Consider the following 23,507-nt stretch of genomic DNA (forward strand, 5'->3'; position numbering starts at 1 on the left):
ACTACAACTCGGTGCGTCCGCATAGTGCCCTTGGGCAACTGGCGCCGGACCAATTCCGGCAACTGCATCAACCGAAAACCGGCGAGCCCACTAACTTACGAATGGTGTACTCGGCGGGGTAAGGTCAGCGTGATCGAGGCCGGGATGTTTCCGGTGCTGCTCGAACAGGGGCAGTTCGATCAGGCGTGGATCGACGAGACGCAGAAGATGCTCGCGCTCAAGCGCTGGGGGAAGGCGCACGATGTCGGGCGGGCGGCGGTTTTTCTGGCGTCGGACCGGGCTAATTACATTACCGGGCAGCAGTTGAATGTGTCTGGGGGGTATGGGTTGTAACGGGTACAAAAAGCCTGCTCGGACGAGCAGGCTTCAGCGTCGCCCGAGTCGCGTCAGTTGTCTTGAACGTTGACATCGCCGGTTTGGGCGATCTTCGTCAGAACGCGCTTCTGATACGCGTACCACGATGTCAGACAGTCCTTGTCTCGACAATTCTTCTCGCGAAAATTCCACTGCTTTCGTGTCCGCTCAACAAAGGCGGTCTTGTCGATGACGGCATCTTTCGCTTGTTGATATGTCGCGGCAAGATCCCGATCTGAAGCCGCAAGATCGGCATCGTGACAGATCAGAAATTCTGGAATGGACTTGGCTTTGGCACAGTCGAAGCTTGTTTGTTGCAGCGGTGAAGCTGCTGCATCGCTTGCTGGTTGATTTGCCACCGGCTGAGCAGCAGGCAAGTTCGATTGCGTCGAGATTGCCGTAGTAGATGATTGTTGAGGTTGGGGCAACGTTGCCGTGCGTTGACCATAAGGTGTCAGTTGCCCCGACATCGCGTCTTCGACCATCGCGCCGATCAGGGAATTAGGTACAACCCGTACTGTTTCAGTTTTAAGAATCGAATCACCAGCCATGGTTTGCGACTTGGCGAAATTGCACGGGGCCGAACAGGTAATGCGATTCGAAATGTTCGGGTTGTCTTCATCGACCAGGAGCAGAATATAGCTGCCATCCCTAAGTCCAACGTAGCGCATCATGACAAGCGCCTTCGTGGCCTTTCCTGCTCTCACGTCGTCTTCACTAAGCGCAGGCTCGTAACCATACGTGCCATCTTGGCTCATGGCGTAGTTGTGTGAAGGGGGAGGCGGCGCAGGGGCCACCACTGGAGGCGGTTGCTGCGGCGTGGAAGTATCGCTTGATGTGCTGGGGCTCGTTGCTGACGACTGAGTGCTGTTGTCGGATTGTTTCGAATTGCAACCAGCAACAGTGGCTGCTACCAACAAAAGAATTGCGATGTGTTTCACATTTCCCCCGCTAATCGATTGGTCTTATGAATTGCCGATGGTTGCCGCGGATATTCGACGTGGAATGCCTCGTCTGCAATTTTCCGGTGGCCGGATTGATTTATAAATCGGCTTGGTCTTGGTCGATGGATTGTACCAAGCTGCTTCGTTTGGTTGGTGATCTGGAAAGCCAACAAGTTGGAGCGTCGTGGTTGCATTCAGATGGAAAACACGCGCCGGCACCCGTATTCACCCTGAATTGCCACGTGCGATCGCACGTCGGCCACGCGCTCGAGCCGCGCGCGGTCACATCCTTGCAACGTTTCGTCCACGCATTGCGTCGCATGCGCTTGACGGCAACGACGACTCGCATGCGCTGAAGGCCGCCCTACCTCGTTCAACACGCATTGCGGCATCGATGCGGACACATCGGATCGCGTGTGCCGGCTTCGTCTGCCGAATAACGATGCGTTCCTGAAACATTTCCTCCGATTACACGCCGCGCGACTGCCCGCGTTCGGTGATGACGCATGTCCCGCTTCGATTTGCGCCGCATGGCACGCGCTTTGCGATTGACCCGGTGCCGCCGGTGCAAACGAAACACGCAACCACCATGAACGCATCGGCGGCACGCAGCGACATCGAAACAAACGGGGAATCGGATCGGGGCGTGGGCGCCGCCTGGAGCGGCGTACATGCCGCGCATGTCGTATCGGCCATGCGCAAGGGGCAACGCGCTCCCGGTCCGTCGAACAGCAAGCGTGCTTGCAAGGTGTCGTGCCGGGGTTCGCGTCACGCGTGGCGGCGCAGGTCGCATGCGTTGGCGAGGCGCGCCCGGCACATGTCGGGGGAGGCGCCCGTGAAAACGACGGTGAACCAATGGGTAGCGGTCGCGGTGACGTGCGCCGCGAGCATGCATGTACTCGCGCAGGAGATCTACCTGCAAGGCGGCACGCAGGGCGTCGGCATCGGCGCAGCCGTGAGCTTCAATTCGATGCTCGGTGCGCATGCGGACTTCAATGCGATCGATCTTTCGCATGACTTCACGGTAGCCGGCAATCGCTATCAGGACGACCTGAAGCTGCGCCAGGGCGGCCTGTACGCGGACATCTTTCCATGGCGAGGCAGCGGCTTCCGGGCGACGCTCGGCCTGCGCTTCAACGACGACGAACTCCGTGGCGTATCGGTGCCGACCAACGGCTCCTATGTGTTCGGCGGCAAGCGCTATCCGGCGATGCCGGGGATGAACGCGGTGGCGGAAGCGCGCTATCCGACCGTGATGCCGTACTTCGGGATCGGCTACGGGCACCGGCCGGCGTCGAAGGGGCTGGGCTTCGTCGCGGATCTTGGCGTGGCGTACGGGATACCGAAATGTTCGTACACGCTGTCGCCGGAACTGGCGGCCGCGGCCGGGCCGGCGAAGAGCCAGGTCCTGGCCGCGAGCGGGCTGGATTCGCTGCGGCAGGTGATGTCGCGCTATCGGTGGTACCCGGTGTTGCAGATCGGGATTTCGTATCGGTTCTGAGTGGTGGGCAGGTCACGGCGTGGCCGTGTGACGCTCGCGCTCGGGCGGTACCGATCGGTGTGCCGGACGCGCGCTGCTGCGTTTCGCGATGAATGGATGCTCGATGTAGCGATAGGTCAGCAACGCACAAAGTACCGCGACCAGCGCGCATCCAAGCGAGAGCATCCAGCGTTGCAGGTCGTCCGCGGAACCGATCTGGAAAACGAACCGGTCGATCGCGTGGATCAGCATGTACACGATCACCATGTGGATCATGTAGATGCTGAAGCTGACCGTGCCGAGCAACGCGAGTGGCCGGGTCTTGAGCACGCCGTAGAACGTGTTCCCGCACGCGACGCAGACGAACACGGGCAGCAGCGGCAACACGCCCTCGATCGAATAGCGTTCACCCGGGCTCGGGGCGACGGCAAGGATCAGCAACGCGACAGTGGCGGCCGATTTCGTGTCGAGCCGCGCGCGGATGGCGGGGTGCCGCGACAGCTCGAATGCCACGGCACCGAGCGCAAACAGCAGGGCCAGGCTGCCAGGCTGCCCGAACAGCGTCGCGCAGATCGTGACGATCGCGAGCGCGAACAGCTTGCGCCACGCATGCGTCGCGACGAACCACGCGAGAAACGGAACGACGGCATAGAACCGCCATTCATATCCGAGCGTCCACCAGACGCCGCTCAGATAGCTGGTGTGTTGGGCGCCGTTGATCGGGAACGCGCCGAACCAGCCGAGCGACACGGTCTTGAGCACGTCGGCCAGCAACTGCGTCGGCGCGTCCACGACGTGGCGGGGAAACCAGACCAGCGTGCAGACGACGATGACGATCGCGCAAGCGAGATAGAGCGGGGCGACGCGCCGCACGCGCCCGACGAAGAAGGTCCGGACGTCGAGCGTGCCCTTGCACGCGCGTTCCCAGAACAGGAAACCGGTGACCATGAAGAACATCGCGACGGGAATCGTCCCGAGATTGCGCAGGAAGCCGGGGCTCGTGCCCCAGCTTCCGGTCGTGAGCAGACCCTGGTTGCACGCGAAGTGATGAAAGACGACGGAGGTGGCGAGGATGCCGCGGAATCCGTCCAGGTTGCGATAGCGCATCGACAGCGACTGGTCGACGGCGAACCGGTAGAACGGCGTGTGTCGCGCGATGAACCACGCGATGATCGCCACGGCCGCAAGGCAGGCCGGGAAGTAGAGTTTGTCGGGAGTCGGGGAAAGGAGGGTGTCGAAAGAAGGCGTAACGAAGTCCACTGAAAGGCGTCTCGTGTCTTGATCGGGATTTCAGGCACGGATGATCCGCGTCGATGCAAGGTCTTCTGCGCGCTTTGCTCGGCGTTCTATCGCCAGTCTCATGGTTTCGATGGTATCAAACGACGCCGATGGCCGCAGAGCGGATGAGTGAGGGCCGGCTGCCCGTCGGAGACTGGCCATTCGGCTGTCTTTCGCATCGCCCCGCCCCGGTTTACCTTGGGCGACAGCAGTTCGATGCGTCGGGCCGGCGGCGGGAGGTGGGCGGATTCATCCGCCCGTTACCGCGGGCCGGCGCCGACATCGTCCTCCGTCCGTCCGTCTTCAAGATGATAGCAATGCTTGCACTTCATCCTGTTGGCGCTATCATTGATAGCAAATCCGGATGGAGGAATTCATGGCAAATCTACTGGTGCGTAACGTGGATGACAGTATCGTTCAGAGCCTGCGCGAGCAGGCTGCGGCAAATGGCAGGAGTGCCGAGGCCGAACATCGGGCCATCCTGGCCGATGCGCTCGGCCGGCCGAAGCGAAAGACATTTGCGCAAGTGCTGATGAGCATGCCCGATGTTGGCGACGACGCGGATTTTCAACGTATTCAGGATTCCGGCGAGGCCAGGCGTGTATTTGATTGATACGAACATCATCAGCGAAATCAGGAAGGGCAAGCGCACCAACCGTGGCGTGCGGGCATTCTTCACGCAGGCCGCGGCGGACGCAAGCCCGCTTTACCTGTCCGTCGTGACGGTTGCTGAACTTCGCCGCGGCGTCGATCTGATTCGACATCGCGGCGATCATCCTCAGGCGTCGGCGCTCGAGGCCTGGATGGCGACCATCCTGTCCGGCTATGCGCCGAACATCCTGCCGGTCGACATCGAGATCAGCCAGATGTGGGGGCATTTGCGCGTGCCCGATCCGACGCACGAACTCGACAAGCTGATCGCGGCCACCGCGCTGATCAACGATCTCACCGTGGTCACGCGCAACGTCGCGGATTTCGCCCGCACCGGCGTCCGGCTGCTGAACCCGTTCGACTGACCCGGGCTGCCGCCCTGCGGCAACCCGCACCTGCTCCCCGTAGCCCGTCCCACCGGGCTTCCGCGCGCGCCTGCGCCGTGCCAATTCCCCGCCGCCTCTCGTCCCAACAGACGATGTAACACCACCCCCGACCGGCCAGAATCCTTTCACGAACAACGGATTCTGAACCAGGAGGAGGCCGACATGATCGATGTCCGTGCGCTTGGCTATGTCGTCGTCGAGGCGACGCGCGTCGATGCGTGGCGCCGCTACGCGGAAGACGTGCTGGGCATGCAGGCGCTCGACGCGCCCGACGGCGCGCTGTACCTGAAGATGGACGAGCGCGATTTCCGCTACGTGATCGTTCCCGGCTCGACCGACCGCTATTTCGCGTCGGGCTGGGAACTGCCCGACGGCGCCGCGTTCGACGCCGCGCTGGCGGCACTGCAGCGGGCGGGCGTCGAGCCGGTGCGCGCCACCCGCGACGAAGCCGCGCTGCGCCGCGTGCAGGCGATGGCGTGGTGCACCGACCCGTCCGGCAACCGCCACGAGCTGTACTGGGGCGCGCGCTGCGACTTCCGCCGCTTCGTGTCGCCGCTGGGCGTCTCGCACTTCGTCACCGGCGACATGGGGCTCGGCCACGCGGTGCTGCCCGCGCCGCAGTTCGACGCGACGGACGCGTTCGTGCGCGGCGTGCTCGGCTTCGAGCTGTCCGACATCTTTCGCGTGAAGTTCACGCCCGATCCGGCCGAACCCGAGAAGCGCATCCACTTCATGCACTGCCGCAACGCGCGCCATCACAGCCTCGCGCTGTTCGAGATGGCCGTGCCGTCGGGCTGCGTGCACGTGATGGCGGAAGTCGGCTCGATGGACGAAGTGGGCCGCGCGCTCGATCGCGTGGCCGCGCACGACGTGAAGCTGTCCGCGACGCTCGGCCGTCACTGCAACGACCAGATGATCTCTTTCTACATGAAGACCCCCGGCGGCTTCGATCTCGAATACGGCTTCGGCGGCCTCACGGTCGACTGGTCGAAGCACGCGGTGTTCGAGGCCACGAAGGTGAGCCAGTGGGGCCACGATTTCAGCATCGGATACCGGTAAGCCAGCACGATGACGATGAAACCTCTCGACAAGACGATGTCCGCGCGCGACGTGGTCGCGCAACTCGCCGACGGCATGACGATCGGCATCGGCGGATGGGGGCCGCGGCGCAAGCCGATGGCGCTGGTGCGCGAGATCGCGCGCTCGAACCTGAAGGACCTGACGATCGTCGCGTACGGCGGCGCCGATGTCGGCCTGCTGTGCGCGGCGGACAAGGTGCGCAAGGTGGTGTTCGGCTTCGTGTCGCTCGACGTGATTCCGCTCGAACCGCATTTCCGGCGGGCCCGCGAGCAGGGCCGCGTCGACGTGCTCGAACTCGACGAAGGGATGCTGCAGCTCGGCCTGCGCGCGGCCGCCGCGCGCCTGCCGTTCCTGCCGACGCGTGCCGGGCTCGGCACCGCGCTGCTCGATCACGCGCCGCAACTGCGCACCGTGCAATCGCCGTACGACGACGGCGAGACGCTGCTCGCGATGCCCGCGATCGACCTCGACGTCGCGCTGCTGCACGTGAACGCGGCCGACCGGATGGGCAACACGCGCATCGACGGCCCCGATCCGTTCTTCGATGCGTGGATGGCGCGGGCCGCACAGCGCTGCTACGTGTCGGCGGAAACGGTCGACGCATCGCTCGCGAGCGAAGACCTCGACGCCGCCAAACGCAACCCGTTCGAACGCTCGCTCGTCAGCGGCGTCGTGCATGCGCCGGGCGGCGCGCACCCGACGTCGTGCGCGCCGGCCTACGGCTGGGACCTGCCGCACCTGCGCGCGTACTGCGCGAGTGCGGAAGACGACGCGAAAACGACGGCGTACCTGCGCGACGTGGTCGGCCAGGACGAACGCCGGTACCTCGAAGGCGTCGGCGGCCTGTCGCACGTGACGACGCTGCCGTTGCCGATTCTGTAAAGGAGCGCCTGTGAGCGAATCTCTCGACCATTCCCTCGCGGAACTGATGATCGTCGCGTCCGCGCGACTCTGGCGCGACGACGGTGAAGTGCTGGCGACCGGCATCGGCACGGGCCCGCGGCTCGCGGCCGGCCTCGCGCGGCTCGCGTACAACAACGGGCTGATGCTGACCGACGGCGAAGCCTATCTCGTCGAGGAGCCGGTGCCGCTTGGGCCCCGCCCCGACGGCTATCGCGTGAAGGCGAGCGGCTGGATGACCTACGAGCGCGTGTTCGACTGCCTGTGGCACGGCCGCCGCCATGCGCTCGTGATGCCGACGCAGATCGACCGTTTCGGCCAGGCCAACATCTCGTGGCTCGGCGACGACTACGCGCGCCCGAAAACCCAGCTGCTCGGCGCACGCGGCTTCCCCGGCAACACGACGAACCACGCGAATTCGTTCTTCGTCAGCGGCCACGGCAAGCGCACGTTCGTCGAGAGCGAAGTCGACATGGTGTGCACGGTCGGCTACAACCCGGCGCGCCGGCTGCCCGGCATGAAGACCTTCGTCGACCTGCGCAGCATCGTCACCGACCTGTGCGTGATGGATTTCGGCGGGCGGGACCATGCGATCCGCGTGCAGTCGCTGCATCCGGGCGTGAGCTTCGACGAGGTGCAGGACGCGACGGGCTTCCCGCTGGTCGCCGCACCCGACCTCGGCACGACGGCCCCGCCGAGCGCGGAAGACCTGCGCATCGTCCGTGCGCTCGATCCGCACAACCTGCGCGCGACGATCGTGCGCAACAATCCGGCGCCGCGCCGGGGATGAGGTCCGACATGGAAGCGACCCAGGTGGCCTTCGGCGACGGTGTCGTCGACTACGCGGTCGAGGATGGCATCGCGACGATCACGATGAACCGCCCCGAGTATCACAACGCGCAGAACTCGAAGATGACGTATGCGCTCGACGCGGCGTTCCGGCGCGCGGCGCACGACGACGCGGTGAAGGCGATCGTGCTCGCGGGCGCCGGCAAGCATTTCTCGGCGGGCCACGACATCGGCACGCCGGGCCGCGACATCCACGAGTCGTTCGACCGCGCGTCGCTGTGGTACGACCACGTCGACAAGGAAGGCGGCGAATTCCTCTATGCGCGCGAGCAGGAGGTGTACCTCGGGATGTGCCGGCGCTGGCGCGACCTGCCGAAGCCGACGATCGCGATGGTGCAGGGCGCGTGCATCGCCGGCGGCCTGATGCTCGCGTGGGTGTGCGACCTGATCGTCGCGTCCGAGGATGCGTTCTTCGCCGATCCGGTCGTGCGGATGGGGATTCCGGGCGTCGAGTATTTCGCACATGCATACGAGCTCAACCCGCGCATCGCGAAGGAGTTCCTGTTCCTCGGCGAGCGGATGCCGGCCGAGCGCGCGTACCAGATGGGGATGGTCAACCGTGTGGTGCCGCGCGAGCGGCTGCGCGACGCGACCTATGCGATCGCCGCGAAGATCGCGACGATGCCGCGCCTCGGGCTCACGCTGACCAAGCAGGCGCTGAACCACGTCGAGGAACTGCAGGGCAAGCGCGCGGCGATGGACGCGGCGTTCGCGTGGCATCACTTTGCGCATGCGCACAACGAACTGGTGAGCGGCGACCGCCTCGGCGGCTACGACGCGCGCAGCATGGCCAGCTCGCAGCGCCAGCCGAATGGTGCGAACCGTAGCGAGGCACAGGAGCCGGCACCGGCGCCGGTTGCCGTCAACGGAGCCGCCGCATGAGCACGACGCTGCATACGCCTTTGTGCGACCTGCTCGGCTGTCGCTATCCGATCGTGCAGACCGCGATGGGCTGGGTGGCCGATGCCCGGCTCGTCGCGGCCACCGGCAACGCGGGCGGCTTCGGCTTCCTGGCCGGCGCGACGCTCGAACCCGACCAGGTCGAGGCCGAGATCCTGAAAGTGAAGTCGCTGACGGACCAGCCGTTCGGCATCAACTTCCACATGTTCCAGAAGAACGCGCAGCAGGTCGTCGAGCTGGCGATCAAGCACCGGCTGCGCGCGGTGAGCTACGGCCGCGGGCCCGATGCGAAGACGATCCGCCGCTTCAAGGATGCCGGCATCGTCTGCATGCCGACCGTCGGCGCACCGAAGCATGCGGCGAAAGCGGTCGAACTCGGCGCGGACATCGTGACGGTGCAGGGCGCGGAAGGCGGCGGCCACACCGGCTCGGTGCCGACCACGCTGCTGCTGCCGAAGGTGCTCGACGCGGTACGCGTGCCGGTGGTCGCGGCCGGCGGGTTCTTCGACGGGCGCGGGCTGGCGGCCGCGCTCGCGTATGGCGCGGCCGGCATCGCGATGGGCACGCGCTTCCTGATGAGCGCCGAATCGCCGGTGCCGCGCGAGACGCTCGAGCGCTACGTCGCGGTCGGCGACCCGGCGCGCATCCGCGTATCGGACGCGCTCGACGGGCTGCCGCAACGGATGATCGACAACCCGTATCTGCTGAAGCTCGAACGCTTCGGCCCGCTGCGCCGCACGTGGTTCGCGTTGAAGACGGCGGAAGCCTGGCGGCGCCAGAACGGCCTGAGCACGGGCGACATGCTCGGCCTCGCGCTCAAGGCACTGCGCTCGCATGACTACACCGCCAGCCAGACGCTGATGGCCGCGAACGCGCCGTTCCTGATCCAGCGCGCGATCGTCGAGGGCCGCCCGGATGAAGGCGTGCTGCCGAGCGGCCAGGCGGCCGCGATGATCGGCGCGATCGAATCGTGCGACGCATTGATCGCACGGATCGTCGCGGAAGCCGGCGAGCGGCTCGACGCACTGGCCGCGCTGCGCGGCGCGCCGGCCGCACAGGCTGCGTGAAAACATAACAGGGAGGCTTTGGAGATGACTGCATCCAACCAACCGGCCGGCGCAATGCCGTTCCGGATCGATCGTGCCGACGGCATCGCCGAACTGGTGATCGCCCATCCGCCCGTGAACGCGCTCGACGCACAGGGTTGGCATGCGCTCTCGCGCGCGCTCGATGCGCTGGGCGAGGACGACGACGTGCGCGTGATCGTCGTACGCGGCGAAGGGCGCGGCTTCTGCGCGGGCGTCGACATCAAGGAACTGGCCGCGCATCCGGAGCGGATCGTGGCGGTCAACGCGGGCAACTACGAGACGTTCCGCGCCGTGCACCGCAACCCGAAGCCGGTGATCGCGGCCGTGCACGGCTTCGTGCTCGGCGGCGGGATCGGCATTTGCGGCGCGGCGGACATCGTCGTCGCGGCCGACTGCGCGCGTTTCGGCGTGCCCGAGATCGACCGCGGCGCGATGGGCGGCGGCGCGCACCTGCAGCGGCTGTTCGGCGTGCAGAAGGTGCGCGCGATGTACTTCACCGGCGACATGATCGACGCGGCGGAAGCGTACCGGCTCGGCGCGGTCGAGCAGGTCGTGACGCGCGACGCGCTGCACGACGCGGCGCTCGCGATCGCCCGCAAGATCACGGAGAAGAGCCCGGCGATGGTGCGGCTCGCGAAGGAGGCGCTGAACGGCGTCGAGGACGGCGATCTCGAGGACAAGTACCGCTGGGAGCAGGGCTTCACGCTGCAGGCGTACATGACGAACGACTCGACGGAAGCGCGTGCCGCGTTCGTCGAGAAGCGCGATGCGCGTTTCGATGCGCAGGCAACCGCCGAGGAGGCACGCGCATGAACCTGACCTATACGCCGCAGCAACAGGCGTTTCGCGCGGAGATCCGCGCATGGCTCGCGGCGCACGTGCCGCGCGAGCGCTTGCCGAGCTTCGACACCGAGGAAGGCTTCGCCGCGCACCGCGAATGGGAGCGCACGCTGCACTCCGGCCGCTGGAGCATGGTCACGTGGCCGCGCGAACTTGGCGGGCGCGGCTGCGACCTGATCGAGTGGCTGATCTTCGAGGAGGAATATTGGCGCGCCGACGCGCCGATGCGCGTGAACCAGAACGGCATCTTCCTGCTCGGCCCGACGCTGATGGATTTCGGCACGGCCGAGCAGAAGGCGCGCTTCCTGCCCGCGATGGCGGCCGGCGAGCACGTGTGGGCGCAGGGCTGGTCGGAGCCGAACGCGGGCTCGGACATGGCCGCGATCCGCACGACGGCCGCCCGCATCGGCGACGAATACGTGCTGAACGGCCAGAAGATCTGGTCGACGCGCGCGGTATGGGCCGACTGGCTGTTTGGCCTCTTCCGCAGCGATCCCGAATCGTCGCGCCACCACGGGCTCACGTTCCTGATGGTGCCGCTGTCCGCGCCGGGCATCACGGTGCGGCCGATCCGCCAGCTGAACGGGCAGACCGGCTTCGCGGAAATCTTCTTCGACGACGTGCGTGTGCCGGTCGAGAACCGTCTCGCGGCCGAAGGCGCGGGCTGGCAGGTCGCGATGGCGACGGCCGGTTTTGAGCGCGGGCTGATGCTGCGTTCACCGGCACGGTTCCAGCGCACCGCGCAGGCGCTGCGCGACCTGTATCTCGCGCACCGCGACAGCGCCGACCGCGATCCGACGCTGCGCGAGCGCGTGGTGCAGGCGTGGATGGATGCGCAGGCCTATGCGCTGTCGACCTACGCGACCGCGAGCCGGCTGCTGAAGGGCGGCCATATCGGCGCGGAGTCGAGCACCAACAAGGTGTTCTGGTCGGAACTCGATCTGCGCATGCACCAGACCGCGCTCGACATCCTCGGCGCGCACGGCGAGGTCGTCCCGCAGACGGCCGCGCAGCACGCGACGCTCGGCCACTGGCTCGACGGCTTCCTGTTCGCGCAGGCCGGCACGATCTACGCGGGCACCAACGAGATCCAGCGCAACATCGTCGCCGAACGGATGCTCGGCATGCCGCGCGCGTAAGCGCGCCGGCGCCACCCTTACAGAACGGACATCGTATGGATTTCGTATTCGATGAAGACCAGGAAGCGCTCGCGGACAGCGTGAAGCGCCTGCTGATGACCGAGATGACGCCCGAGCTGATTCGCGAGCTGTGGGCCACGCCGACCGGGCGCTCGGACGACCTGTGGGCGCTGTTCGCATCGCAGGGGCTGACCGCCGTGTCGGTGCCCGAGGCGCACGGCGGCCTCGGCCTGACCGAAGCGGAATGGGCGCTGCTCGCGCAGGCCTACGGCTATTTCGGCAGCCCCGAACCGCTGCTCGATACGGCGCTCGTGTCGGCCGGCGTGCTCGCGCGGCTGCCGGCGAGCGACTGGCGCGACGCGCTGCTGCGCGACATCGCCGAAGGGCGCGCGCGCGTCGCGCTCGTGCATCCGGTGAATCCGTATGCGGCCGACGTGCATGTCGCGCAGACGCTGCTGTGCGAGCACCGTGGCGAGTTGCACCGCGTCGACCCGGCGCAGTGCGCATGGCGCGCGGTGGACAGCGTCGACCCGTCGCGGCGGCTGTTCACGCTCGACTGGGAACCGTCGGCGGCCACGCGCATCGCGAGCGCCGATGAGGCCGCGCCGCTGCTGAACCGCGCGCTCGACCACGGCGCGTTCGCGGTCGCCGCACAGCTGCTCGGCCTCACGCAGCGTGTGCTCGATGTGGCGATCGACTACAGCGCGCAGCGCAAGCAGTTCGGCAAGGCGATCGGTTCGTACCAGGCGCTCAAGCACCTGCTCGCCGATGTCGCGATCCGCTACGAGTTCGCGCGGCCGGTGGTCGCGCGCGCCGCGCAGGCGATTGCCGACGACCACCCGCAGCGCGCGGTGTTCGTGTCGCACGCGAAGCTCGCGGCGACGTCGGCCGCGCAACTGGCCGCACGCCACTCGATGCAGGTGCACGGCGCGATCGGCTACACGTGGGAGCTCGACCTGCAGATCTTCATGAAACGCATCTGGGCGCTGTCCGGCAGCTGGGGCGACAGCGCGTTCCACAAGGCCCGCGTGGCCGACGCGATCCTCGGCGACGCGTTGCCGATCGGCCCCGCGCAGACCTTCGACCTCGAGGAATTGAACTGATGAGACAAGCCTATATCGTCGACGCGCTGCGCACGCCGACCGGCCGCCGCAAGGGCGGGCTCGCGCACGTGCATGCGGCGGACCTCGGCGGCTTCGTGCTGAAGACGCTGGTCGAGCGCAACGCGATTCCCGCCGATGAATACGACGACGTGGTGTTCGGCTGCGTCGACACGATCGGCCCGCTCGCGGGCAACATCGCGCGCACCTGCTGGCTCGCAGCGGGGCTGCCGCTGCAGGTGCCGGGCGTGACGGTCGATCGCCAGTGCGGCTCGTCGCAGCAGGCCGTGCACTTCGCCGCGCAGGCGGTGATGAGCGGCGTGCAGGATGTGGTGGTGGCCGGCGGCGTGCAGACGATGACGCAGATTCCGATCTCGTCCGCGATGACCTGCGCCGCGCCGCTCGGCTTCAACGACCCGTTCTCGGGCAGCACCGGCTGGCGCGTGCGCTTCGGCGATGCGCCGGTGTCGCAGTTCGTCGCCGCGCAGCGGATCGCCGATCACTGGAACCTGTCGCGCGACGCGATGGAGCGCTATGCGCTGGAGAGCCACCGCCGTGCGGTTGCGGCGATCGAGGCCGGGCATTTCAAGCGGGAAATCGTGCCGCTCGAAGGCGTGATGCACGACGAAACACCGCGCCCCGATACGTCGCTGGAAAAGATGGCGACGCTCGAACCGCTGACGCCGGGCGGTTCGCTGACGGCCGCCGTCGCGAGCCAGACCTGCGACGCGGCGGCGGCGCTGCTGATCGTGTCGGAGGAGGCGTTGACGCGCTACGGCCTCACGCCGCGCGCACGCATCCATCACCTGAGCGTGCTCGGCGACGATCCGCTGTGGATGCTCACCGCGCCGATTCCCGCGACGAAGGCGGCGCTGAAGAAGAGCGGCCTCGACTGGTCCCGGATCGACGTCGTCGAGATGAACGAGGCATTCGCATCGGTCGCGCAGGCCTGGCTCGCCGACACGCGGTTCCCGCACGAAAAGACCAACCCGAACGGCGGCGGGATCGCGCTCGGCCATCCGCTCGGCGCGACCGGCGCACGGCTGATGACGACGCTGCTGCACGAACTGGAACGCACGGGCGGCCGCTACGGGCTGCAGACGATGTGCGAAGGCGGCGGTCTCGCGAACGTCACGATCATCGAGCGCCTGTGAGCGCGTCACCTTCACGATCCACGAGGCACAAGCATGGGAATCTGTAACGGACGCACCGTCATCATCACCGGCGCGGGCGGCGGGCTCGGGCGCGAATACGCGCTGGCGTTCGCGGCCGAAGGCGCGGCGGTCGTCGTCAACGACATCCGGCACGACGCCGCGCAAGCGGTCGTCGACGAGATCGCCAGTCGAGGCAAAAACGGCGGCGGCCGCGCGCTCGCGAATGCGGACGACATCACGCAGGTCGACACCGCGCAGCGTATCGTCGACGCGGCGCGCGAAGCATTCGGCGACGTGCACGTGCTCGTCAACAACGCGGGCATCTGCCGCGACAAGATGTTCACGAGCATGACCGAAACCGACTGGGACGACGTGATGCGCGTGCACCTGCGCGGCCACTTCTGCCTGTCGAGCGTGCTGGCGCGCGTGTGGCGCGACGCGGCGAAGGCCGGCAACCCGGTCGACGCGCGGATCGTCAACACGAGTTCGGGCGCCGGGCTGCAAGGCTCGATCGGCCAGTCGAACTACGGCGCGGCGAAGGCCGGGATCGCCGCGCTCACGCTGATGCAGGCGGCCGAGCTGCAGCGCTACGGCGTGCGCGTGAACGCGCTGGCACCGGCCGCGCGCACGTCGATGACGGAAGGCGTGTTCGCCGACATGATGAAGAAGCCCGAGGACGGCGGCTTCGACTATTTCGATCCGGCCAACGTCGCGCCGCTGGTCGTGTGGCTCGGCAGCGCGCTGTCGGCCGACGTGACGGGCCAGGTGTTCGAGGTCGCGGGCGGGATGATCGCGGTCGCGGAAGGCTGGCGCACCGGCCCGAGCGTCGATCGTGGCGCGCGCTGGGAAGCGGCCGAGGTCGGCCCGGCGGTGGCGCAGCTGCTCGCCGGTGCGCGTCCGGCGCAGCGCGTGTACGGGAGCTGAGAAATGGATCTGGCGCTCACCGACGAACAGGCGATGATCCGCGACGCGGCGGCCGACGTGCTCGCCGAACGCAGCGCGTCTGCCGACGTGCGCCGCGCGCTCGAGCAGTCGGCCGGCCGCGACGATGCGCTGTGGGCTGCGCTGTCCGGCGAACTCGGCTGGAATGCGCTCGCATTGCCCGAGGCGGCCGGCGGGCTGGGGCTCGGTGCGGTCGAGCAAACCATACTGATGGAACAGCTCGGCCGGCGCGTGGCTTGCGTGCCGTATTTTTCGACGGCGTGCCTCGCGGCGACCGCGCTCGCTGGCTTCGCTGATACACCCCTGGCAAGCGGCTGGCTCGCGAAGATCGCAGAAGGCGCATGCAGCGCGACGCTGGCGCTGCCGTTCGACTTGCCGACCGTTTCGCGGTCGTTGCCGGTCGTCGCGGAAGAAGCGGCGGGCGGCTACACGCTGTCCGGCACGCTCGAACAGGTAATCGACGGTGCGCGTGCCGACCTGCTGCTGGTGCCCGCGCGGATCGCGAACGAAGGGCAATCGATCGGCCTGTTCGCGATCGACGTCGCAACGGCATCGGGGCTCAAAGTCACGTCGCTCGACACGCTCGACGCGACACGGCCGATCGCGCGCGTGGTATTCGACGAAGCCCGCATGAGCCGCGACGCGCTGCTCGCGTGCGGCACGGCGGCGGCGCAGGTGCTGGAACGCACCGCCTGGTTCGCGACACTCGCGCTGGCCGCCGAACAGCTCGGCGGTGCCCAGCAATGCCTCGACCTGACGCTCGACTACACGAGCCAGCGCGTGCAGTTCGGCCGTGCGATCGCGTCGTTCCAGGCCGTCAAGCACCGCTGCGCGCAGATGATGGTGCTGATCGAGTCGGCGCGATCGGCCGTGCTCGGGGCTGCACACGCGTGGGATGCCGAAACCGGCAGCACGCAGCCGAGCGACGCATTGCGTGCCGACATCGCCGCCGCGAAATCCGCCGCGAACGACGCGTATGCGTTCTGCGCGCAGGAAGCGATTCAGCTGCACGGCGGCGTCGGCTTTACGTGGGAATACGACCCGCATCTCTATTTCAAGCGCGCACAGGCATCGGGTGCGCAGTTCGGCAGCACGCCGCAACTGCTCGAATGGATCGCGACCCATGCGATCGACGGCGGCGCATCGCATCGCGACGCAGCGTTCGCCCCCGCCGCCGCGATGGCATCGCGCCCATCGGCCGCACGCGCAGGAGCCCTGCAATGAACAGCGAAACGCGCGAACAGCAATTGCGGCACGAAGTGGCCGACTGGGTGCAGTCGCACCTGACCGGCGACTTCGCATGCCTGAAATACCGCGGCGGCCCCGGCGACGAGGAAGCGTGGCCCGAGCTGCGCAAGGCGTGGGAACAGGAACTGGCGAAGGGCGGCTGGACCGGGCTCGGCTGGCCGACGGACGCCGGCGGGCGCGGCTTCTCGGTCGCCGAGCAGGTGATTTTCCATGAGGAATACGCACGCGCGGGCGGCCCCGGGCGGATGGGGCACATCGGCGAAGGGCTGCTCGGGCCGACGCTCGTCGCGTGCGGCACCGACGACCAGCGCGCGCGCTTCCTGCCCGGCATCCTGGCCGGCACACAGTTCTGGTGCCAAGGGTATTCGGAGCCCGGCGCGGGTTCCGACCTCGCCAACGTGCGCACGCGTGCCGAACAGGATGCGGATGGCACGTGGCGTGTATACGGCCAGAAGGTCTGGACGTCGCTCGCGCACGATTCCGACTGGATCTTCGTGCTCGCGCGCACCGATCCCGCATCGAAGGGCAACAAGGGGCTGTCGTTCCTGCTGATGCCGCTCGACCAGCCGGGCATCGAGATCCGGCCGATCAGGCAGCTCAACGGCGGTGCCGAATTCAACGAAGTGTTCTTCGACGGCGCACGCGCTCAAGCCCGCGACCTCGTCGGCACACCCGGCGACGGCTGGCGGATCGCGATGACGCTGCTCGGCTTCGAGCGCGGGATGTCGACGCTCGGCCAGCAGATGCAGTTCGTCCGCGAACTCGAATGGGTGATCGACGCCGCGCACGAATCGGGCGCGGACCGCGACCCGGTGCTGCGCCAGCGGATCGGCCGCGCGTGGGCCGGGCTGCGCGTGATGCGCTACAACGCGCTGCGGATGCTGTCCGGCGCGGACGGCACGGATGCCGGCGCCGGCACGCCGCTGCGCCGCGAGGCGCTGATCTACAAGTATTTCTGGTCGAACTGGCACCGCGACCTCGGCCAGCTCGCGATGGACGCACTGGGCCCGCGCGCGAACGTGATCGACCCGGCCGACGAAAAACTCACCCATCTGCAGCGCGTGTTCCTGTTCTCCCGTGCGGACACGATCTACGCGGGCACCAACGAAATCCAGCTCAACATCATGGCCGAGCGCGGGCTCGGCATGCCCAGGGAAGCCAGAGGAACAGCATGACCGAACCCCAGATCCAGAAAGCGCCGGCCTACGTGCCGGGCCACCAGCTGCTCGCCGGCAAATCGGTGCTGATCACGGCGGCCGCCGGCGCCGGCATCGGCTTCGCGGCCGCGCGCCGCTGCGCGGAAGAAGGCTGCCGCGCGCTGTTCATCTCCGACATCCACGAAAAGCGCCTCGAACAGGCGGTCGAGACGCTGCGCGCCGAAACGGGGCTGCAACAGGTCTACGGCCGCCTGTGCAATGTCTCGGTGGAGGCCGACGTGCAGGCGCTGGTTGCCGAAGCGCAGGACAAGCTCGACGGCGTCGACGTGCTGATCAATAACGCGGGGCTCGGCGGCTCGACCCGCATCGTCGATATGGACGATGCCGAATGGTCGCGCGTGATCGACATTAGCCTGACCGGGACGTTCCGGATGACGCGCGCGATGTTGCCGCACATGCAGGCCCGAGGCCGCGGCGCGATCGTCAACAACGCATCGGTGCTCGGCTGGCGCGCGCAGGCGGAACAGGCGCACTACGCGGCGGCGAAAGCGGGCGTGATGGCGCTCACGCGCTGCGCGGCGCTCGAGGCGTCGCCGTACGGCGTGCGCATCAACGCGGTCGCACCGAGCATCGCGATGCACGATTTTCTGAAGAAGTCGGCCCCGGCCGACCTGCTGAATCAACTGGCGTCGCGCGAAGCCTTCGGGCGCGCCGCCGAAGTCTGGGAGGTCGCGAACGTGATGGTGTTCCTTGCAAGCGATTACGCGTCGTACATGACCGGCGAAGTGCTGTCGGTCAGCAGCCAGCACGCATGATGAGCACGACCCTCGACCCCGTGCGCGCGACGCCCCGCGTGTTCGCGCATCCCGGCGAACTGGCAGAGGCCGTCGGCGACACGCTCGGCGCAAGCGCATGGCTCGCGATCGACCAGCTCCGCATCGACGGTTTCGCCGACGCGACGGGCGACCACCAGTGGGTGCACGTCGACCCGGTACGCGCGAAGGACGGCCCGTTCGGCGCATGCATCGCGCATGGGTACCTGACGTTGTCGCTCGTCAATTATTTCCTGCCGCAGATCGTGCGGATCGACGGCGCGCGGCTCGGCGTCAACTACGGCTGCGACAGGATCCGTTTCCCCGCACCGGTGAAGGTCGGTGCGCGCGTGCGCGGCGTCGGCGAGCTGCTGCGCGTCGAGCCGCTCGAAGGCGGCGTGCAGGCATGGATTCGCGTGACCGTCGAGATCGAAGGCGAAGCGAAGCCCGGCTGCGTGGCCGACACGATCAGCCGCTACTACTTCTAGTTTCAGAGAGCAGACACATGGAAGACGCAGTCATCGTTTCCGTCGCACGCACGCCGATCGGCAAGGCGTTTCGCGGCATGTTCAACGACACCGAGGCGCCCGCGCTGGGCGGCCACGTCGTGCGCACCGCGCTCGAACGCGCGGGCGTCGCGCCGGCCGACGTCGACGACGTGCTGATCGGCTGCGCCGCGCAGCAGGGCACGCAGGGCTACAACATCGGCCGCCTGTCGGCGGCGGCGGCGGGGCTGCCGGCGTCGGTGCCCGGCATGGCGATCGACCGCATGTGCTCGTCGGGCCTGATGTCGATCGCGAGCGCCGCGCGCAGCATCGGCGCGGGCGATGCGCGGATCGTCGTCGCGGGTGGCGTCGAGTCGATCTCGCTCACACAGAACAAGCACAAGAACGCGTATCGCGCGCGCTCGCAGGCCGTGCTCGACCACCAGCCGGCCGCGTACATGGCGATGATGGAAACGGCCGAGATCGTGTCGCGTCGCTACGGGATCTCGCGTGCCGCGCAGGATGAATTCGCGCTGCAGAGTCACCAGCGCACGGCTGACGCCCAGGCGGCCGGCCGCTTCGACGCGGAAATCGCGCCGCTCGACGTGCGGCGCGCGCTGTTCGACAAGGAAGGCAACCCGGCCGGCTTCGAGGATGTAAACGCCGCGCGCGACGAAGGCGTGCGTGCCGACACGACGGCCGAGCGGCTCGCCGGGCTGAAGCCGTCATGGAGCGGCGGCAAGGTCGTCAAGCAGGGCGCGTTCGTGACGGCCGGCAATGCGTCGCAACTGTCGGATGGCGCGGCGGCCGTCGTCGTGATGTCGCGCAGCGAGGCGGTACGCCGTGGCCTGACGCCGCTCGGCGCATTCCGCGGCCTCGCGGTGGCCGGCTGCGAGCCCGACGAGATGGGCATCGGCCCGGTGTTCGCGATTCCGAAGCTGCTGGCGCGCTTCGGGATGACCGTCGGCGACATCGGGCTGTGGGAGCTGAACGAGGCATTCGCGTGCCAGGCGCTGTATTGCCGCGACACGCTCGGCATTCCCGACGACCGGCTGAACGTCGATGGCGGCGCGATCGCGCTCGGCCATCCGTTCGGGATGTCGGGTACGCGGATGACGATGCACGCGCTGCTCGAAGGCGCGCGGCGCGGCGTGCGGCACGCGGTCGTGACGATGTGCATCGGCGGCGGGATGGGCGCCGCCGCGCTGTTCGAAGTCGGCGCGTAGCGGCACGCGGACGGGCCGCGCCGCACGAGCGGCCCGCCATTCAGGACCATTCGAGGCCGCGGCAACGACCGACGGCCCGGAGACATGCAGGCGACGGCGGTGGGCGCGATGGCGCGAACCGTCGTCGAACGCAGACACAGGAGACAAGCGATGAAACGAACTTTGCCCGGACTCGCGATGTCGGCGCTGGTGCTCGGCGCCGCGCTGTTCGCGTTTTCGCCGCGCCCGCTGCCGGCGTTCCCGGTCACCGCGATCCACGCGGACCGGCTGCAGATCAACGGGCTCGCCCGGGCCGGCGCGCGCATCGTCGCGGTCGGCGAACGCGGCGTGATCCTGCTGAGCGACGACGCGGGCGCCCACTGGCGGCCGGCCTCGACCGCACCCGACCACGCATCGACGCTCACGCAGGTGCGCTTCATCACGCCGACGCTCGGCATCGCGGTCGGCCACGACGGCCGGATCGTGCGCAGCGACGACGCCGGCCTGCACTGGCGCGACGTGCACATGGACCACGCGCATGCCGATCCGCTGCTGTCCGTGTGGGGCACGGCCGGCGGCCCGCTGTTCGCGGCCGGCAGCTTCGGCCAGCTGCTGCGCTCGGACGACGCGGGCCTCACCTGGCAGACCGTGAAAACCCCGGCCGGCGACCGTCACCTGAACGCGATCGTCGGCGACGGCCACGGCAACCTGCTGGTCGCGGGCGAGAGCGGCACGCTGCTGCGCTCGACCGACAACGGCGCGACGTGGGACAAGCTGCCGTCGCCGTACGCCGGCTCGCTGTTCGGCGCGCTGATGCTCGCGAACGGCGACTGGGTCGCATACGGGATGCGCGGCAACGTGGTGCGCAGCACCGATCGCGGCGCGACCTGGACGCACGTCGACAGCCACGTGCCGGTGTCGTACTTCGGCGCGACCCAGCTCGCCGACGGCGAACTGGTGCTGGTGGGCCAGGGCGGCGCGATCGTCGCGTCGCGCGACGGCGGGCTGACCTTCGACGTGCGCAAGCTCGGCGGCGTGCAGAGCCTCGCGGCGGTGCTCGACATGGGCCACGGCGCGCTGCTGCTCGGCGGCGAAGCCGGCGTCGCGCCGCTCGCCGGCGCGGCCGCGTCAACGCCGTCCTGACGCGCGGCCGTCCCGCTGCCTGCTCCCGTTCGTTTCGCATCGACAAGAGAATTCCATGAACGACCTGTCACGCCCCCCTGAAGTCGTCCCCGCGTCGCGCCTCGCCGCGTTCGTCGAGCGCTGCGCCGACACGATCATCCGCCGGCGCAAGCTGCTGATGCTGCTGTGCGTCGCGGTGACGCTCGCGCTCGGGCTGTCCGCGACGCGGCTGAAGCTCGATCCGGGCTTCAACAAGATGATCCCGATGCAGCACCCGTACATGCAGGTGTTCGAGCGCTATGCGGGCGCGTTTCCCGGCGCCAACACGATCCTCGTGAGCCTGCGCTGGAAGGGCGATGGCGACATCTACAACCAGACGTTCATGGACGCGCTGCGCCACGCGACCGACGACGTCTTCTTCATCCCGGGCGTGAACCGCTCGCGCGTGTTCTCGCTGTTCACGCCGAACGTCCACTACACCGAGGTGACCGAGGCCGGCTTTCGCGGCGACGTGGTCGTGCCGGGCCAGTTCTCGAGCGCGAACCCGGACGATCTCGCGAAGGTGCGCCGCAACGTCGCCCGTTCCGGGCAGATCGGCCGCCTCGTCGGCAACGACCTGAAGTCGGCGCTGATCCGCGCGGAGCTGCGCGAGACCGATCCGGCCACCGGCAAGCGGCTCGACTACAGCGCGGTCGCGCGCCAGCTGGAGGAGATCCGCGCGAAGTACGCGAAGCAGGGCATCGACGTGAACATCATCGGCTTCGCGAAGCTGGTGGGCGACGTCGAGAACGGCATCGCGGGCGTGATGGCGTTCTTCGCGCTCGCGTTCCTCGTGACGGCCGCGCTGCTGTTCGCCTATACGCGCTCATTGAAGACCACCGTGCTGGCGCTCGTCGTCGCGCTGCTGCCGGTCGTGTGGCTGCTCGGCGCGCTGCCGCTGCTCGGCCTCGGCATCGACCCGATGTCGATCCTCGTGCCGTTCCTGATCTTCTCGATCGGCGTGTCGCACGCGGTGCAGATGACCAACGCGTGGAAGCAGGCGCTGGTGCGCGGCGCGTCGTCGGTCGATGCCGCGCGCGACGCGTTCCGCAAGCTGTTCGTGCCGGGCACCGTCGCGCTGCTGACCAACGCGCTCGGCTTCATGGTGATCATGCGGATCCGGATCGACATCGTGCGCGAACTCGGCATCACCGCGTGCCTCGGCGTGCTGCTGATGATCGTGACGAACAAGGTGTTCCTGCCGATCCTGCTGTCGTACACGCGCCTCGAGCGCGGCACGCTGGCGCGTGCGCAGCGCACGGCGGCGGCCGGCGGCAGCCGGATGTGGTCGCGCTTCGCGGTATTCGCCCGGCCGGCGCCGGCGCTCGGCGTGTTCGCGGTGGCGCTCGCGCTGCTCGCCTACGGCACGCTCGAATCGCGCAGGCTGGAGATCGGCGACATCGGCACCGGCGCGCCGGAGCTGCGCGCGAACTCGCGCTACAACCTCGACAACGCGGCGATCACGCACCAGTACAACATCGGCGTGGACGTGCTGTCGGTGATCGTCGAGACGACCGGCTTCGACGACGCGTGCCTGCATTACCCGGTGATGAGCGCGATCGAGAAGTTCGAGATGAACATGCGCGGCGTGGCCGGCGTGCAGTCGGTGACGAGCGTGTCGTCGCAGGGCAAGGTGTTCATCGCCGCGTTCAACGAGGGCAATCCGCGCTGGGCCGCGCTGCCGCGTTCCAGCGACGGGCTCACGCAGGGTTCCAACGCATTCGACCCCGACAACGGGATGAACACCGCGAACTGCAAGGCGATCCAGGTGCTGATCTACACGAAGAACCACGAAGGCACGACCATCGCGCACATCGTCGACGAGATCAGGCGCTTCGCGGCCGAGAACCCGACGCCGAACGTCGCGTTCCGGCTCGCGGGCGGCAACGTCGGCGTGATGGCTGCGACCAACGAGGCCGTCGGCGACGCGGAGATCGCGATGCTGCTGTCGATCTTCGGCGCGATCGCGCTGCTCTGCGCGGTCACGTTCCGCTCGTGGCGCGCGGTGCTGTGCATCATCGTGCCGCTCACGCTCGTGTCGATCCTGTGCAATGCGGTGATGGCGCGGCTCGGCATCGGGCTGAAGGTCGCGACGCTGCCGGTGATCACGCTCGGCGTGGGCGTGGGCGTCGACTACGGGATCTACCTGTACGAGCGCCTGCAGCACGACATCCGCCACGGCGCGACGCTGCCGGACGCCTTCGCCGACGCGATGCGCCAGCGCGGCACGGCGGCGCTGTTCACGGCCGTCACGATGTTCATCGGCGTCGGCACGTGGGCGTTCTCCGCGCTGAAGTTCCAGGTCGACATGGGCGTGCTGCTCGCGTTCATGTTCCTCGTGAACCTGTTCGGCG

Annotated in this window: 24 protein-coding genes; 22 read left to right on the forward strand and 2 right to left on the reverse strand. The window is 67.9% G+C overall.

Going from position 1 to position 23,507, the window contains the following annotated elements; translation table 11 throughout:
* On the forward strand, nt 1-333 hold a 333-nt coding region (locus G3N98_RS39950; RefSeq protein ID WP_241026118.1), incomplete at its 5' end, for an SDR family oxidoreductase.
* Between the two features lie 53 nt (nt 334-386).
* Here the strand turns inward: G3N98_RS39950 and G3N98_RS28290 are convergent.
* Entirely contained in the window at nt 387-1,112 is a 726-nt protein-coding gene (locus G3N98_RS28290; RefSeq protein WP_174972541.1) for a hypothetical protein, read from the reverse strand.
* Between the two features lie 242 nt (nt 1,113-1,354).
* On the opposite strand from G3N98_RS28290, the gene G3N98_RS28295 reads away from it, so the two are divergent.
* Together G3N98_RS28295 and G3N98_RS28300 are read left to right on the forward strand one after the other, a co-directional pair.
* Complete coding sequence (locus G3N98_RS28295; RefSeq protein ID WP_206149952.1) at nt 1,355-1,654, forward strand: hypothetical protein; 300 nt, start codon at nt 1,355-1,357, stop codon at nt 1,652-1,654.
* Between the two features lie 461 nt (nt 1,655-2,115).
* Nucleotides 2,116-2,799, forward strand: coding sequence for a hypothetical protein (locus G3N98_RS28300; protein ID WP_089475673.1), 684 nt, complete (start codon nt 2,116-2,118; stop codon nt 2,797-2,799).
* A 12-nt stretch (nt 2,800-2,811) separates the two neighbouring features.
* Here the strand turns inward: G3N98_RS28300 and G3N98_RS28305 are convergent, their stop codons facing one another.
* A complete protein-coding gene (locus G3N98_RS28305) occupies nt 2,812-4,038 on the reverse strand; it encodes an acyltransferase (RefSeq protein WP_206149954.1) in 1,227 nt (408 codons plus the stop codon).
* 394 nt (nt 4,039-4,432) lie between these two features.
* Here G3N98_RS28305 and G3N98_RS28310 point away from each other — a divergent pair, with 394 nt between their 5' ends.
* The 19 genes from G3N98_RS28310 to G3N98_RS28400 all read left to right on the forward strand — a co-directional run.
* Entirely contained in the window at nt 4,433-4,669 is a 237-nt protein-coding gene (locus tag G3N98_RS28310) for a DNA-binding protein (RefSeq protein ID WP_206149956.1), read from the forward strand.
* On the forward strand, nt 4,656-5,072 hold the full coding sequence (locus G3N98_RS28315; protein WP_226203062.1) for a type II toxin-antitoxin system VapC family toxin: 417 nt from the start codon (nt 4,656-4,658) through the stop codon (nt 5,070-5,072). The genes G3N98_RS28310 and G3N98_RS28315 overlap by 14 nt, the downstream gene beginning before the upstream one ends.
* 183 nt (nt 5,073-5,255) lie before the next feature.
* Nucleotides 5,256-6,152, forward strand: coding sequence for a VOC family protein (locus G3N98_RS28320; protein ID WP_089427358.1), 897 nt, complete (start codon nt 5,256-5,258; stop codon nt 6,150-6,152).
* A gap of 9 nt (nt 6,153-6,161) precedes the next feature.
* Nucleotides 6,162-7,055 (forward strand): CoA transferase subunit A, encoded by an 894-nt coding sequence (locus G3N98_RS28325; RefSeq protein ID WP_206149958.1) that lies wholly within the window; start codon nt 6,162-6,164, stop codon nt 7,053-7,055.
* A gap of 10 nt (nt 7,056-7,065) precedes the next feature.
* On the forward strand, nt 7,066-7,863 hold the full coding sequence (locus G3N98_RS28330; protein WP_206149960.1) for a ketoacid CoA transferase: 798 nt from the start codon (nt 7,066-7,068) through the stop codon (nt 7,861-7,863).
* An 8-nt stretch (nt 7,864-7,871) separates the two neighbouring features.
* A complete protein-coding gene (locus G3N98_RS28335; protein WP_206149961.1) occupies nt 7,872-8,804 on the forward strand; it encodes an enoyl-CoA hydratase in 933 nt (310 codons plus the stop codon).
* The gene (locus G3N98_RS28340; protein WP_089474985.1) at nt 8,801-9,889 is read left to right on the forward strand and encodes a nitronate monooxygenase; all 1,089 of its coding nucleotides are present in this window, start codon (nt 8,801-8,803) and stop codon (nt 9,887-9,889) included. The genes G3N98_RS28335 and G3N98_RS28340 overlap by 4 nt, the downstream gene beginning before the upstream one ends.
* 24 nt (nt 9,890-9,913) lie before the next feature.
* Nucleotides 9,914-10,723: an enoyl-CoA hydratase family protein gene (locus G3N98_RS28345; protein ID WP_206149963.1), complete on the forward strand. Its 810-nt coding sequence runs from the start codon at nt 9,914-9,916 to the stop codon at nt 10,721-10,723.
* Nucleotides 10,720-11,889 (forward strand): acyl-CoA dehydrogenase family protein, encoded by a 1,170-nt coding sequence (locus G3N98_RS28350; protein WP_046547952.1) that lies wholly within the window; start codon nt 10,720-10,722, stop codon nt 11,887-11,889. Before G3N98_RS28345 ends, G3N98_RS28350 begins: the two co-directional genes overlap by 4 nt.
* Nucleotides 11,890-11,924: 35 nt before the next feature.
* The gene (locus G3N98_RS28355; RefSeq protein WP_089442358.1) at nt 11,925-12,992 is read left to right on the forward strand and encodes an acyl-CoA dehydrogenase family protein; all 1,068 of its coding nucleotides are present in this window, start codon (nt 11,925-11,927) and stop codon (nt 12,990-12,992) included.
* The gene (locus tag G3N98_RS28360; protein ID WP_206149965.1) at nt 12,992-14,143 is read left to right on the forward strand and encodes an acetyl-CoA C-acetyltransferase; all 1,152 of its coding nucleotides are present in this window, start codon (nt 12,992-12,994) and stop codon (nt 14,141-14,143) included. Before G3N98_RS28355 ends, G3N98_RS28360 begins: the two co-directional genes overlap by 1 nt.
* A gap of 33 nt (nt 14,144-14,176) precedes the next feature.
* A complete protein-coding gene (locus G3N98_RS28365; protein ID WP_206149966.1) occupies nt 14,177-15,067 on the forward strand; it encodes an SDR family oxidoreductase in 891 nt (296 codons plus the stop codon).
* A 3-nt stretch (nt 15,068-15,070) separates the two neighbouring features.
* Entirely contained in the window at nt 15,071-16,309 is a 1,239-nt protein-coding gene (locus G3N98_RS28370) for an acyl-CoA dehydrogenase family protein (protein WP_206149967.1), read from the forward strand.
* A complete protein-coding gene (locus G3N98_RS28375) occupies nt 16,306-17,508 on the forward strand; it encodes an acyl-CoA dehydrogenase family protein (protein WP_206149968.1) in 1,203 nt (400 codons plus the stop codon). The genes G3N98_RS28370 and G3N98_RS28375 overlap by 4 nt, the downstream gene beginning before the upstream one ends.
* Complete coding sequence (locus tag G3N98_RS28380) at nt 17,505-18,305, forward strand: SDR family oxidoreductase (protein WP_206149969.1); 801 nt, start codon at nt 17,505-17,507, stop codon at nt 18,303-18,305. Before G3N98_RS28375 ends, G3N98_RS28380 begins: the two co-directional genes overlap by 4 nt.
* Nucleotides 18,305-18,790, forward strand: coding sequence for a MaoC family dehydratase (locus G3N98_RS28385; protein ID WP_206149972.1), 486 nt, complete (start codon nt 18,305-18,307; stop codon nt 18,788-18,790). Before G3N98_RS28380 ends, G3N98_RS28385 begins: the two co-directional genes overlap by 1 nt.
* A gap of 17 nt (nt 18,791-18,807) precedes the next feature.
* Nucleotides 18,808-20,013, forward strand: coding sequence for an acetyl-CoA C-acyltransferase (locus tag G3N98_RS28390; protein ID WP_206149970.1), 1,206 nt, complete (start codon nt 18,808-18,810; stop codon nt 20,011-20,013).
* 150 nt (nt 20,014-20,163) lie between these two features.
* On the forward strand, nt 20,164-21,135 hold the full coding sequence (locus G3N98_RS28395) for a YCF48-related protein (RefSeq protein WP_089429088.1): 972 nt from the start codon (nt 20,164-20,166) through the stop codon (nt 21,133-21,135).
* Nucleotides 21,136-21,190: 55 nt separating this feature from the next.
* On the forward strand, nt 21,191-23,507 hold a 2,317-nt coding region (locus G3N98_RS28400), incomplete at its 3' end, for an MMPL family transporter (RefSeq protein WP_206149971.1).

It is taken from the genome of Burkholderia sp. Tr-20390, from assembly GCF_017104595.1.
Lineage (GTDB): Bacteria > Pseudomonadota > Gammaproteobacteria > Burkholderiales > Burkholderiaceae > Burkholderia.